Source organism: Desulfosudis oleivorans Hxd3, assembly GCF_000018405.1.
In the GTDB taxonomy this organism is placed as follows: domain Bacteria; phylum Desulfobacterota; class Desulfobacteria; order Desulfobacterales; family Desulfosudaceae; genus Desulfosudis; species Desulfosudis oleivorans.
Window position 1 is genome coordinate 2,675,990 of sequence record NC_009943.1, and the last position, 13,117, is coordinate 2,689,106.

13 protein-coding genes are annotated in these 13,117 nt (G+C 58.2%); all 13 read right to left on the bottom strand.

Annotated features, from left to right (window positions below; genetic code table 11):
- Positions 1-17 precede the first annotated feature (17 nt).
- Complete coding sequence (locus DOLE_RS11325; RefSeq protein ID WP_153304416.1) at positions 18-920, bottom strand: hypothetical protein; 903 nt, start codon at positions 918-920, stop codon at positions 18-20.
- Positions 854-2,170 (bottom strand): L,D-transpeptidase family protein, encoded by a 1,317-nt coding sequence (locus DOLE_RS11330; RefSeq protein ID WP_167320874.1) that lies wholly within the window; start codon positions 2,168-2,170, stop codon positions 854-856. The genes DOLE_RS11325 and DOLE_RS11330 overlap by 67 nt, the downstream gene beginning before the upstream one ends.
- Before the next feature lie 71 nt (positions 2,171-2,241).
- Positions 2,242-3,273 (bottom strand): Holliday junction branch migration DNA helicase RuvB, encoded by a 1,032-nt coding sequence (ruvB, locus tag DOLE_RS11335; RefSeq protein WP_012175621.1) that lies wholly within the window; start codon positions 3,271-3,273, stop codon positions 2,242-2,244.
- Complete coding sequence (gene ruvA / locus DOLE_RS11340; protein ID WP_012175622.1) at positions 3,270-3,887, bottom strand: Holliday junction branch migration protein RuvA; 618 nt, start codon at positions 3,885-3,887, stop codon at positions 3,270-3,272. Before ruvA ends, ruvB begins: the two co-directional genes overlap by 4 nt.
- Positions 3,871-4,356, bottom strand: a complete 486-nt coding sequence (locus DOLE_RS11345; RefSeq protein ID WP_012175623.1) for a crossover junction endodeoxyribonuclease RuvC — start codon at positions 4,354-4,356, stop codon at positions 3,871-3,873. Before DOLE_RS11345 ends, ruvA begins: the two co-directional genes overlap by 17 nt.
- A 51-nt stretch (positions 4,357-4,407) precedes the next feature.
- A complete protein-coding gene (ybgF, locus tag DOLE_RS17500; protein WP_012175624.1) occupies positions 4,408-5,235 on the bottom strand; it encodes a tol-pal system protein YbgF in 828 nt (275 codons plus the stop codon).
- A 149-nt stretch (positions 5,236-5,384) separates the two neighbouring features.
- Entirely contained in the window at positions 5,385-5,930 is a 546-nt protein-coding gene (gene pal / locus DOLE_RS11355) for a peptidoglycan-associated lipoprotein Pal (RefSeq protein WP_012175625.1), read from the bottom strand.
- Between the two features lie 26 nt (positions 5,931-5,956).
- Positions 5,957-7,273, bottom strand: a complete 1,317-nt coding sequence (gene tolB, locus DOLE_RS11360) for a Tol-Pal system beta propeller repeat protein TolB (RefSeq protein WP_012175626.1) — start codon at positions 7,271-7,273, stop codon at positions 5,957-5,959.
- A 28-nt stretch (positions 7,274-7,301) separates the two neighbouring features.
- Positions 7,302-8,126 (bottom strand): energy transducer TonB, encoded by an 825-nt coding sequence (locus DOLE_RS17505; RefSeq protein ID WP_012175627.1) that lies wholly within the window; start codon positions 8,124-8,126, stop codon positions 7,302-7,304.
- A 43-nt stretch (positions 8,127-8,169) separates the two neighbouring features.
- A complete protein-coding gene (gene tolR / locus DOLE_RS11370; RefSeq protein WP_012175628.1) occupies positions 8,170-8,592 on the bottom strand; it encodes a protein TolR in 423 nt (140 codons plus the stop codon).
- Entirely contained in the window at positions 8,589-9,311 is a 723-nt protein-coding gene (tolQ, locus tag DOLE_RS11375) for a protein TolQ (protein WP_012175629.1), read from the bottom strand. Before tolQ ends, tolR begins: the two co-directional genes overlap by 4 nt.
- Before the next feature lie 314 nt (positions 9,312-9,625).
- A complete protein-coding gene (gene htpG / locus DOLE_RS11380; protein WP_012175630.1) occupies positions 9,626-11,554 on the bottom strand; it encodes a molecular chaperone HtpG in 1,929 nt (642 codons plus the stop codon).
- 375 nt (positions 11,555-11,929) lie between these two features.
- Complete coding sequence (larC, locus tag DOLE_RS11385) at positions 11,930-13,114, bottom strand: nickel pincer cofactor biosynthesis protein LarC (RefSeq protein ID WP_012175631.1); 1,185 nt, start codon at positions 13,112-13,114, stop codon at positions 11,930-11,932.
- Positions 13,115-13,117: the final 3 nt, after the last annotated feature.

Genomic DNA, 13,117 nt, shown 5'->3' on the forward strand with positions numbered 1-13,117 from the left:
CGAACCCCGTTTCAGGGTCAGGGAGGAGACAGGGCGCCGGCACTGCCGGCAACAGGTATCGACACATTAAATGGGCCGGGGACAAACGCCATATGATCAGGGCGCTCCGACGGATCGGCGCTGGCGGCAGGGGCTTCTCTTACCACCTTTACCGGGAAAATCGCTTCGTACAACAATTCACCGTCGGTACTGAATATATACACCGTGGCGGTTTCAAGTTCATGGGGGTTCTCGATATTCACCGTCATGGAGACCGGTTTGAATCGGGCAATTGAAAAATACTGGCCCCTGCCGGGCTGGGCGGGTACGCCGTCATTCAGGGCCACGGCAGGGGCCACCACTGTCCTGGGACCCGCGCCGGTGTCGCCTTCAAGCACCACAAACACCCGGCCGGAAACCGTGTCCGACGAATCACCGACTTTTTTTACCGCAAACTCGATCCGGGAGGCATGGGTATCCGACGTCTGAACCACCCGCAGGTTCTCGATGGCGACAGTTGCCGCCTCTGAAGCGGCGTCATCGGGCGCGGCCCCTTTCTCACCCGTGTCGGCCACGGCATCGGGTTCTGCCGGCGTACCGGAAGGGGTATCCGTGGCGGTGAGCGCCGCAATCCGGGCCAGCAGGGCATCGTTTCTGTCTACCAGCACCCGCACCTCCTGCCGGGCGGATGCCAGGTCGCCCGACAATTTTTCGGTTTTCGACCGTTCATTCAAGAACAGCAAAAAGCAACACAGCGAGACCAGCAGGGAGACGATGAACACGCCGGCGGCAATGGCCACGTAACGCACAAAGTGCTTTACGTGAACCAGCCGCCCATGTTCGCTGACGAACATGACGCTCCAGTGCTGCTCTCTCAGCCCTCTGTTTTCGGTGTCGGCGGAAGGTCCAACGCTTCCCAGGACTCCCGGTGAATCCTCCATTGCCCGTCCTCCTTTTTCAGGATCAGGGTTTTCAGGCCCATATCGCTGTAACGGTCTGACTCGTATTTCTGAATGAAGGTCACCACACAAACGGCGGGTGATGTCTCCACAAACCGCAGGTTGTCCATGGCCACGCGAATATAGTCATACTGCCAGTTCAATTTCCGCTTATAGGCCAGCCACCCCTTTTTGTTCATGCCATCGAAAACAAAATCGCCGGCATAAAAGGTGCCGTATGCGTCCATGTCCATTCGGCTCCATGCCGACAGCCACTGGTCCAGCATCCGGCGGACACTTTTCTCCGTCACCGCCACGTCATACACGTTCCGGCAGGCCGCCACCAGACGGTTGGAAGGACTCTGGGCGCCCCCCTTCACCTCAGGTCCCTGAAAAGTGTCACCGACAATCTTCAGTCCGTTGGTCGTCTCTTCCAGGAACAGTTTTCTTCTGCCTGCTTTCACCCAGCTGCCGCCGGCTGAAACAACCTGGTCAAAAAGGGCCACATAATTTTTGTCATAGCGAACCACCAGAAGCGAATCCATGTCAATGTAAAGGTCCGGAAGTTCCCCGGCCACCTCGCCGCGCACTCGGCGCCACTTTTTCCACCACCCCATGTCGGGCAGGTAACGGGGGTCATAAAACCGAAGATAGTCGTGGTAGGTGCCGGAAACCAGTGCGTCATTCCATTGCCGCACCAGGGCTCCCACCGCCTTGTCCACCCGGGGAACGGCCTGCCATGGGGCTTCGGCCACCTCGTGGACGATCACGATGGGGGTATGATAAAGCTCTATATACGGGGCCAGCGCGTCAATGCTGCCATTCTCCAGCGCCACGCAGCCGTTGGAATCATTGTCCTTCAACACTTTATTGGTACCGTGAAGCCAGATGGCGCTGCCGTTCTTTTCCGCTTCATGATCCAGCACGTTGGGGTAGTCCAGAGGGAACGCAAGGGTGCCATAAATCGGCGCCAGCTCACTGTCTGTGTACTTGCGGGTGAAAAAATAGATGCCCTCCGGTGTTTTTTTGTCACCCATCACCAGCTTGGGACCATGGTTCTCACCGGTGGAGCACTTCCACTGCTTTTCCTTGCGAATAGAATTTTTGTAAAAAGAAAACAGGAAAAGCTGCTGGGTGGCCTTTTCCACCAGGATGACATACTGGGGCCGGTCCTCCTCGGAATAGACCACCAGGTCGGGAATGGAAAATGCCTGGGCCCCTGTCCCGGAGATGCCCAGTACCGCCAGCGCCATCGCTGCCGCCGGCATGTTCACACAAAAAAATCGCCCGATGCCTTTCAATAAATCCCGATACCACACCATGTTTATCCGCGCCATTGCACCCCCAGATGTCTGTAGGCGGCCTCTGTCGCCTTCCTGCCCGAGGAGGTCCGCTGAAGCAGTCCTTCGGCCAGCAGAAAGGGTTCCACCACATCGACCAGTGTGTCGGTCTCCTCCTGCAGTGTGGCGCCGATGGCCTCGATGCCCACCGGGCCGCCGCCGTAATATTGAATAATGGTTTCCAGATAGGACCGGTCCAGGCCGGTCAATCCCTTTTCGTCCACTCCCTCCAGCGCCAGGGCATCGTCAATGGCCGACACCGTGATCACACCGCCATGACGCACCTGTACGTAGTCCCGGACCCGCTTTAACAGGCGGTTCACGATGCGGGGGGTTCCCCGGGACCGTCGGGCCAGTTCCATCGTGCATGTTTCATCAATGGTCAGCCCCATCAGGGCCGCGGACCGGGAAACAATGCGGGCCAGGTCTTGTCGGGAATAAAAATCAAATTTACGAAAAATGCCGAACCGGTCCCGCAGGGGCGCGGAGAGAAGCCCCACCCGGGTGGTGGCCCCCACCAGCACGAACTGGTTGAGCCGGTACCGGTGACACCGGGCATGAATGCCCTTGTCAAACACGAAATCCACGGCAAAGTCTTCCATGGCCGGATAAAGGAACTCCTCGGTGGTCCGGGGCAGCCGATGGATCTCATCGACAAACAGGATGTCGCCGCGTTTCAGATGGGTCAGCATGCCGATCAGGTCCCCGCCCTTTTCCAGGGCTGGGCCCGAAGTAATGGTGAGGCTGGTTCCCATTTCAGCGGCAATAATATGGGCCAGGGTGGTCTTGCCCAGGCCGGGAGGACCGTGAAACAGCACATGCTCAAGGGGCTCGCTCCGCTGCTTGGCGGCCGCAATGGCGATCCGCAGGGTCTCCACGGTCCGGTCCTGGCCCACGTAATCTTCAAAATCGCACGGCCGCAGGGAAAAAAGATCGTCGCCGGTATCTTCTTCCGTCTCATGCCGGGTGACCGGAGAAGAGGGATCAGAAGAAAACGTAAGTATCTTTTCTTTCATTGGGCCTGTCCGTGCTTGAAAATTTCGTCAAACAGCGCTTCCGGGGTGGAAACGTCGGGGTTGCGCTTCAGTGCCCCGGCCACCATCAGCCGGGCTTCGTTGGGTTTATAACCCAGCTGCCCCACCAGCACCTCCACTGTCTGGTCCGCCAGACTGCCGGTCACCGGCACATCCGGCGCTGATGAATGACCGGCATCGGCAAAGCGGCCCACCTTGCCCTTGAGCGTGGCGATCATCTTCTGGGCCGTGCGGCCGCCCACCCCTTTCAACTGGCCCAGCAGGGCGCTGTTGCCGGTCTCAATGGCCTCGGCCACCTCACCGATGGGCAGCGTCAGGCACTGTACCGCCTTGAGGGGGCCGATGGCCTCCACCGTGATCAGCAAATGAAAGAAATCCTTTTCCTCCTCGGTATTGAACCCGATGAGCACCGGCTTGGGCTGCCGTTCAGTCTGGTAATGATAGATGTGGAAAAAAAGCGGGTCCCCCTCCCGCTTGCCCTGCAGGGACGCCATCACCACGGCGGGCAACAGCACCTCATACCCCACCGGCCCGGCCAGCAGGAGAATGCGGTCTTCCTTTTTTTTCAGCAAGGTGCCTTCAAGATAACCGATCATAACGGAGCAGTCCCATAATGGCCAGGGCCAGGGCATCGGAGGCGTGGTCCGGGCGAATCGGCCCGTCATGGCCCAAAAACCGGCTCACCGCTTCACCCAGCTGTTTTTTACCGGCATTGCCGTTGCCGGTGACAACCTGTTTGATCTCCCGCACCGGCACCTTGACGGCTTTCACATTTTCCTGGAACCCGGCCAGGAGGATCACACCGGTCACCTCGCCCAGCACAATGCCGGAAACCGGGTATTTTTTCAAGAAAAAGACATCCTCAACCACCATGACATCCGGCTTTTCATCCCGCAGCAGATCCTGAACATTCGAAAAGATACGGTGCAGGCGGCATTGCAAAGAGTCATTTTTCGACGTCTGGATGCAGCCAAAGGAATAGCCTGAAACCCGACCGTCACACCCTTTTACAATGCCGACGCCGGTGTCGGCCAGGCCGGGATCAATGCCGATAACCTTAACCATGAACACCTGTCCGTCCGGTTATTCCGCCTGCCGGGTCGGCAACGGGTATCATCAAAGCTCCGCCAGCTTTTGTTCCCCGATTTTCGCGTCACTGGAACCGGGAAACTGTTTGACCAGTTTATTGAGCACCACCCGGGCTTCCGTGGTCTTGCCGATATAGCTGAAGGCGATGCCCTGTTTCAGGAGGGCAGCGGGCACTTTGTTCCCCCTGGGATAATCGTCGATGGCCTTCTGATATTCAAGAATGGCCTTTTCGTACCACTTTTCCCGAAAGTAGCTCTCCCCGATCCAGAACCGGGCGTTGTCCGCAAGATCAGACTTGGGAAAGCGTGCAATCAGCTCTTCAAATCCCTTTCGCGCGGCATCATAGTTGCCCTGCTCGTAGTGCTGGCGGGCCATTCCGTATAAGCGCTCAACCGCCAGGTTGCCCTCTGCGGCGCTTTCGGCCCTGTCCGCCGCCGCTTCGTCTGCCGCGGCCCCCGGTGCCGGCGCCTCCATGCCCAGATAATGTTCCATGGCGGCGACCCGTTCAATCAGGCTGCGGCCCAGGGCCGTCATCTGCTCCTGGCGTTCTTTTTCAGCGTCCGTTGCCGCGTCTTTCTGCTTTTCCAGAAGATGGACGGCGGCCTCCAGTTCTCCCCGCAGGGACTGCACCTCTTCCCGCAACGCGTTGAGCTCGGCCTTTAGCACGGCAAAATCGGCCCGCAGGGCCTGCTCCTTGCTTTCAACACTGTTTTTCAGGTAGTCGATGTCCCTCTTGACGACAAACTGCTCCTGCTCCAGTTGGTACACGCGGGAATCGACCAGGGTGCTGTTCTGGGTGGCAATGCAGCCGCCCAGAACAAAGACCGGTAAAATAAAAAAAAGGATGATTCGCATGGCAGGCTCCCATCCGCCTCGCACGGCATGCGGACAACACATGCGCTGTACATAAAAAAGCCGGCAGGCCGAATTCAACAGCCTGCCGGCCGATTTACGATAGTTTCAACATCCGGACATGATCCGGACCGTTTACGCAACAACCGGTTTTAGCGGAGCACAAACTGGGCACGACGGTTCTTTGCCCAGGCGGTTTCGTTGCTCCTGGGATCCAGGGGCCTTTCCTCGCCGTAGCTGATGGTGGAAAGGCGGGACGCGGAGATGCCCATGTCCACCAGAAAATCCTTGGCCGCCTTGGCGCGCCGGTCACCCAGGGCCAGGTTGTACTCGGTGGTGCCCCGCTCGTCGCAATGGCCTTCAACAACTACTGCCGCATCCGAATTGTCCCGGAGCCACGTGGCCTTGGTCCGAAGAATTTCCCGGGCCGCGGGGGTCAGGGTGGATTTGTCAAAATCAAAATGGATGTTCTCGTTGACAAAAGCGTGACGGGCCGCGGCCTTTTCAGCGGCAATGGCTTCGGCCTCGGCCATCTCTTCGGCCGCCATTTGAGATGCTTCATCGGCAGCGAGGGAGGATTCTGTTTCCAGCTCGGTAGCCTCTGATTTCACACTCTGTTTTGCGCAAGACACGGTAAACAACAGACCGCATATGGCAAACAGCATGACAAACATGACAAACAACCGTTTCTTTTCCATGTGTTCCTCCTGTTGGTTTTAAAGTTTTATCTGCCCGCCGCCACGGCCGGCGACCATTTCGGGCCTGTCTGTTCCCCCGGCAGTATCAACAGCCGCCTTGGATCGGTGCCGGCGGCGGTCATCACGTAAATCCTGGAAACCCCGGCCTCCCGCGTGGAGCTGAACGCAATCAGGCTGCCGTCCGGCGACCATGAGGGAGACTCGTTATCACCCTGGTCGGCGGTCAGGGCCACAGTGGCGCCTGTTTTTACGTCAATGACACGAACATTAAACGCACCGCCGGTCATGGCGCAGTACGCAATCGTGTCATTTACAGGGTTCCAACTAGGATTTGTATTGTATCCGCCCTCAAAAGTCAACCTTTGGGTGCGGCCGGAGCCCATGTCCATGATAAAAATCTGGGGGCTGCCGGCCCGGCCGGACACAAAGGCCATGCGTTTGCCGTCCGGCGAAAAAGTGGGAGAGACATCAATGCCCCAGCTTCGGGTCAGCCGCCGGACAACCGTGCCGGATCCGGTGAGCAGGTAGATTTCCTGGTCCCCTTCAAAAGAGAGAGTGGCGGCCAGCATGAACTGGCCCGGCACCCAGGACGGCGCGATGTTAATCCCCTCTTTGGAAAAAACCGTCCCCCGGTTTTCGGTGAGGTGCGTGATGTAAAGGTCCGGCCCCCCCTTGCGGTAGGAGGTGTAGGCCAGCCACTGGCCATCCGACGACCAGGCCGGGGAGAGATTGATGCTGCTGTTGCGCGTGATCCGCTGCGGGTTGTACCCGTCAAATTCACAGGCATAGATCTCCTTGCTGCCGTCGCCGGTGGAGATAAATGCGATTCTGCTTTCAAAGATGCCTGGGGTGCCGGTAAGCTGTTCCATCACCTCCGCGCAGAACCGGCGGATCATTTTCCGCTGGTCCACAGGTTTGCCCTTGTACTTTTTGCCGAGAATCATCCGCTCCTTGAACACGTCAAACAGCCGGAGTTCCATCTCCATCATTCCCCCGGCCACTGTCACGCCGCCGGTGATCAGAAACTCGGCGCCGATGTCGCGCCAGTTCTTACAATCAATGTCGGCCAGGGTCACCCCGGTCCGGTCCGGCCGTTCCAGAAAGGCGGCCCGGTTGATCAGGTTAAAATAACGGGTGAACTCCAGGGTGTCGGCCAGCAGGTCGGCCCCGCTCTGTGCGGCCTTGACCTCGGGCTCGGTACCGGTAAGGGCCTGAAACAGGGGCACGGCAATGGGAATCTTATGCAGAAACGGGTTGCTGATCCGCACGTAATCATACTGGGCAAAAAGTGTGGCCGGCAGACAGATCAGCAGGGCCAGAACAAGCAGGGATCGCTTTACCATTCCTCTTTCAACCTTTCACCGCTCCGGTTTATCGGGCGTCTTTCGGCGTAAACTCAAGATTTACCCTGTGCAGCACAAACCCCTTTGGCAGGGGCGGCAGGGGCACGGACTTGAGAATGGCCTTGCGGGCCGACTCGTCATAGGTGTCATTGCCCGACCGCTTTTCAAACCGCAGGTCCATGAGGCTACCGTCGGCGGCAATATGAATGGCGATCACCGCCTGCAGGTTTTCATCCACGCCCATGGGGGAAACCCAGTTTTTTCGAATCTGAAACCCCATCTCCACATTGTAGATTTCAAGAGCGCTGGCCGCCCTTCCGCCACCGGCGCCTGTGCCGCCGCCACCGGCCGGTCCGTTGCTTTGGCCGGAAATGCTGACGTTCTGTTCGGTCTGGCTCACTTTCTGTTCAAGATCGGCAAGGGTTTTGGCCAGTTCGGCATCACCCGTATCTTCGGCTTCCGGGGCCGCTGCCGGGGCGGTCCTGGGCGAAGCCTTGACCGGCGCGGTATTCTTTTTTGTCGATACCGCGGCTTTGGGTTTGGGCACCACCGCCGGCTTTTCATAGGCCGGGGCCTTGCTCTCCCTGACCGGCGGGGCCGGGGCCGGGGCTGTCTTGCCTGCGACGGCCGCCGGTTTTGACGGCCCTGAAGCCGGGCCGGGAAGAGAGACCAGGTCCACGCTGATGGCGCCCATGGGAAATGAGCGCTTCTGGCATCCCGAATAGCTTCCCGAAACCACCAGCAGCACCAGTACCAGCAGGTGAAATCCAAAGGAGAGCGACATCCAGGCGGCAAAAGAGCCGGAACCGGTATGCCGGTCGTCCAGAAGCGATGCATGGTAAGAAACAGCCATTATTCAAAAACCCCAGCGGCGCCCATTGTTGAGAAGGTCAGCATCACCGCCGCTTTTCCTCCTCCAGGGGCTGGGTCAGCATGCCCAGCTTCTCCACGCCCGCGGCCTTGATCTCGGCCATGACCGCCATCATGTAGCCATAGGAGTTTTCCCGGTCCCCTTTTAGAAACACCTGCCGGTCCCGGCGGTTTTCCATGATGGCGGCCAGCTTTTCGTTCAAAAAGGCGAACTCCACCTGCATGTCGTTGATAAATATCTGCTGCTGCCGGTCCACGGAGATGATCAGCCGCTCCTCCTCATCCACCATCACCGGAGATGAAGATGTTTCGGGAAGGGCCACGTCCACGCCGTGCACCATCATGGGCGCGGTGACCATGAAGATGATCAGCAGCACCAGCATGACATCCACAAAGGGGGTCACGTTGATGTCCGACATCAGCCGGTCCTGTTCACCGCCTGCCATCATTTTTTCTCTCCCCTGGCCTGGGCCGCGATATGGACCTGGCGCTCGATAATGTTGAGAAAATCGGAGGCAAAGTTGCGCATCTCCGAATCAATCACCCGAATCTTGCCGGTGAAGTAGTTATAGGCCACCACCGCGGGAATGGCTGCGGCCAGGCCGGCGGCCGTGGCCACCAAGGCCTCGGAGATGCCCGGCGCCACAACCGCCAGGCTGGCCGCACCCCGCTCGCCGATGCCGTGAAACGAGTTCATGATGCCCCACACCGTGCCGAACAGGCCGATAAAGGGGGTGGTATTGCCCGTGGTGGCCAGAAAGGGCACCAGCCGGTTGAGCTTGGCGGTTTCCGCGGTGATGCCCCGGGACAGGGCCCGCTCAATGCTCTTGATCACCGGCACGTCAAAATTGTTTTCCGATTCGCCGGACCCGGTGCGGGTAGACGGGGTGCTGAACCTTTTGAACTCGCTGTACCCGGCCCGGAACACCTGGGCCACAGGCGAGGAATCAAGATTTTTGGCCTTGGCAAAGGCCTCGGAAAAGTCCCTTTTTTTCCAGAAATATTCGGAAAACTCCAGGGATTGCCTTAATGCGTGGCGAATATAGGTGTACTTGATAAAAATGATCGTCCAGGAGGTGACGGAAAAAAAGAGCAGCAGCAGCAGCACGAACTGGACCATGAGTCCAGCGTTCAGCAGCATGCTGACGATATCAAGCTTGGCGGCCATAGTAAATGTCTCCGAGGTGTGATGGTTGATCGGGCAGGTCAGACGAGCCCGAATATTTAATGAAATATCCGGGCGAACCCGGCACAAGGCAGCATTTAAAAAATTGGCAAGAGCCTACCGGAACTCCCTGTCAGTGTCAAGGATATTAAGGGTTTGCGCCAGTCGTACCCAGGCGCCCACGGCCGGCGGCCCTGTTTCAGGAGAACAGAACTATAGAAGAAAATAAGAACGCCAGAACCACGGCATGGTCCTGGCGTCGATGGGATTCGATACCGATTTCGATTTCAACCCGAATATTTCATAAAAGCTCCGGGTTATGAGGCCATCAGGTCCCCCACGATCCTGGAAAACCGCGACGGATTGTCAATGCGGCCCCCTTCTCCGATCAGGGCAATGTCATACATAAGATTGATATAATCAGTGAGCTGCTCACTTTCCTTGTCCGCTTCAAACAGTGCCTTGATTTTGGCCATTGCCGGGTGTTCCAGGTTCAGCTCCAGCACCCTTTTGGTCTCCGGCATCTGCTGCCCCGAGGCTTTCAGAATCTTTTCCATGTAAGCGCTCATGTCGTAAGTGTCACCGGAAAGGCAGGCCGGTGACTCCTTGAGCCGGGTGGAAGGCTTGACATCCTTGACCTTGGCCTCCAGAACGGTCTTCATATGGGACAAAAGCTTTTCATACTCGCCCTTTTGGGCCTCATCTACCTTGTCTAAGTCCAGGTCGCCCTTTTCCGCGCTCTTGAGCTTTTTGCCCTCATACTCGGTCAAAGACTGGACCACCCACTCGTCCACCGGGTCGGCCATCAAAAGCACTTCGTACCCCTTTTCCTTGAGCCGCTCCAGGTGGGGGTGGTTCATCAGCGAGGCCAGGTCATCACCGGTGATATAATACATCTCCTGCTGGTCGGCCTTCATGCCGGCCACGTAATCCTTCAGGCTGATCCGTTTTTCCCCGGACTTGGTTGTGCGGTAGCGCAGCAGGTCGGCCAGCTTTTCCCGGTTCTCAATATCGGTATAAACGCCCTCCTTGAGCACCGGCCCCAGCTCTGCGTAAAAGGTGTCATACTTTTCCGCGCCCATTTCGGCAAACAGCTTGAGCACCCGCTTGGTCAGGTTCTTGCGAATGTTTCGCACCACGGCGTCCTGCTGCAGAATCTCCCGGCTCACGTTGAGGTTTAAGTCCGGCGCGTCCACCACGCCCTTGATAAACCGCAGGTATTCGGGAAACAGCTCCTTACAGTCATCCATTATAAATACCCGCTTGCAGTAGAGGGAGATACCGTGCTTGCGCTCGGCCCGGAACAGCTCAAACGGGGCCTTGGCCGGTACATAGAGCAGGGCCGTGTACTCGATCACCCCCTCCATCTTCAGGTGAAGGTGGGCCAGGGGCGGGTTCCAGTCGTGGCTCAGATGGCGGTAAAACTCGTTATGCTCCTCTTCGGTGACCTCGTTCTTGTCCCTGAGCCAGATGGCCTTCATGGAGTTCAAGGTCTCCTCTTTTACCACCTTGCGGGTCTGGCCCTCCACCGGCTTGCCGTCCTTGTCCAGAATGGCCTCATCCTCGGGCACCGGTTCGTCGCGCTCCACATCCATTACAATGGGATAGGCCACAAAATCGGAGTGCTTGCGAACAATGTGACGAATGGTGTACTCCTCTGTAAAATCCTCAAGCTCGTCTTCTTCTTCCGACTTGTTTTCCCGCAGGTGCAGGATCACGCGAGTGCCCCGGTCGGCCTTTTCCGTGTCTTCGATGGTATAGGCCCCGTCACCGGCAGACTCCCAACAGACCGCTGTATCCGCTCCGGCGGCCCTCGTGACCAGGGTCACCCGGTCGGCCACAATAAAGGCGCTGTAAAACCCCACACCAAACTGGCCGATCAGCTCAGGCGACAGCTGCCCCTCTTTTTTCGACTGTTCCAGGGCCGCCAGGAACGATGCCGTGCCGCTCTGGGCAATGGTGCCGATGTTCTCGATTACCTCTTCCCGGGTCATGCCGATGCCGTTGTCCGCCACCTCAATGGTGCGGTTCTCTTTGTCGGCCGTGATCTTTATTTTAAACTCCGTGTCATCTCCCAGGATGTCGGGGTCGGTCTGCGCGGCAAACCGCAGCTTGTCAATGGCGTCCGACGCGTTTGAAATCAGCTCGCGCAGAAAAATCTCCCGGTTGGAATACAGGGAATTGATGATCAGGTTTAACAGCTGCTGAACTTCGGTTTTAAACGAGTGGGTCTCCTTGTTTGTCATGCCTGCCTCTCCTTGCTTTTTTCTCAAGTTTAAATGGATATCGCTGTGGTAAATAGATAACAATGGGGATTGATTGAAAAATGTCAAGCCCGAAGGCTGATTTTACTCCGGCCCCGCATCCAGTGGGCTTTTTACCCCCAGCCGGTTCTTTTGTGCCACGTGTGTGTAGATCATGGTGTCTTCACGCTGCTGTGTCCCAACAGTTCCTGGAAGGTGCGAGTGTTATAACCGCTTTCCAGTTGATCCGGATTCAGCCCGCCAAAAAAAAAAGTGAAATGTAAAAGTTAAGATTTTCCCGGACACTTCCGGCAGATGGTAAGGCGCCGCCCCGGCACCCACAACACCCGGCATGCGGGTCCGCACAGGGCGTTTCACCTAAACTACCGGGCCATCCGCCGTCGCCCGGTAAATCTCCAGGATTGAAACCTTGCGTTCCAGGGAGATCTTGCGGCAGGCTTCATACTCCGGGGCGATGCGGGTGGTGCCGTTGGGCAGGGTGACGGCCTTGGCCTGGACCGGGCCAAAGGCCGTTTTCACCGTGACCGGCCGGCGGGCCAGCATGATGCGCTCCACCGGATAGTAGCGCACGCCGATGGAGGTGGTTTCAGACAGGATGCAGGCGGCCAGGGCCTCGCGTTGGGCCTTGTCGCACAGTACGCAAAGCAGGATACCGGGCCGGTTCTTTTTCATGTGCACCGGGACAAAATAAACATCCCTGGCCCCGGCTTCAAAGAGCCGTTCCATGACATGGCCCCAGATTTCGGGGGTCATATCGTCAATGCAGGTCTCCATCATCAGGTCGGCATGGCCGTCTGCCGCACCGGCAGTCTGAAATCTGCCGGAAATGAGGCGCAGCAGGTTGGGCATGGCCGCAATCTCCCGGGTACCGGCGCCGTAACCGGTCTTTTCCATGGTCATGGCCGGCATGGGGCCAAATTCGGTTGCCAGTGTGGTAAGAATGGCCGCGCCTGTGGGGGTCACCAGTTCACAATCCACGTTCGTGCCGTACACCGGCACGCCTTTTAAGATTCCCACCGTGGCCGGTGCCGGCACCGGCAGCACCCCGTGCCTGCACGTCACATGGCCGGAGCCCAGGGGCACTGCTGAGGCGGCGATTTTTCCGACCTTCAGGTGGGCCACGCACAGGGCCGCGCCCACGATGTCCACGATGGCATCCACCCCGCCCACTTCGTGAAAGTGAACCTTTTCCAGAGGCACGCCGTGAACAGCGGCTTCGGCCTTTGCCAGCTTTTCAAAGGCGGCCAGGGCGATCTGCTTGACCCGCTCGGGCAGGGGGCTGCCGCCGATCAGGGAACGGATGGCCGCGTAGTGGCGGCCATGGGCGTGGCCGTCATCCCCATCGCCATGAATGTCGATTACGTCGATTTTTTTCGCCCGAATCCCGTTACGCGACACAACGGATTCCTGAATGTCAAACCCGTCCAAGGGCAGGCGGGCCAGCTCCTGCCTGAGCCACTCCACAGGCACGCCCAGGTCCACAAACGCGGCCAGGGTCATGTCGCCGCTGATGCCGGAACCGCAGTCAAAATAGATGTCCATGGA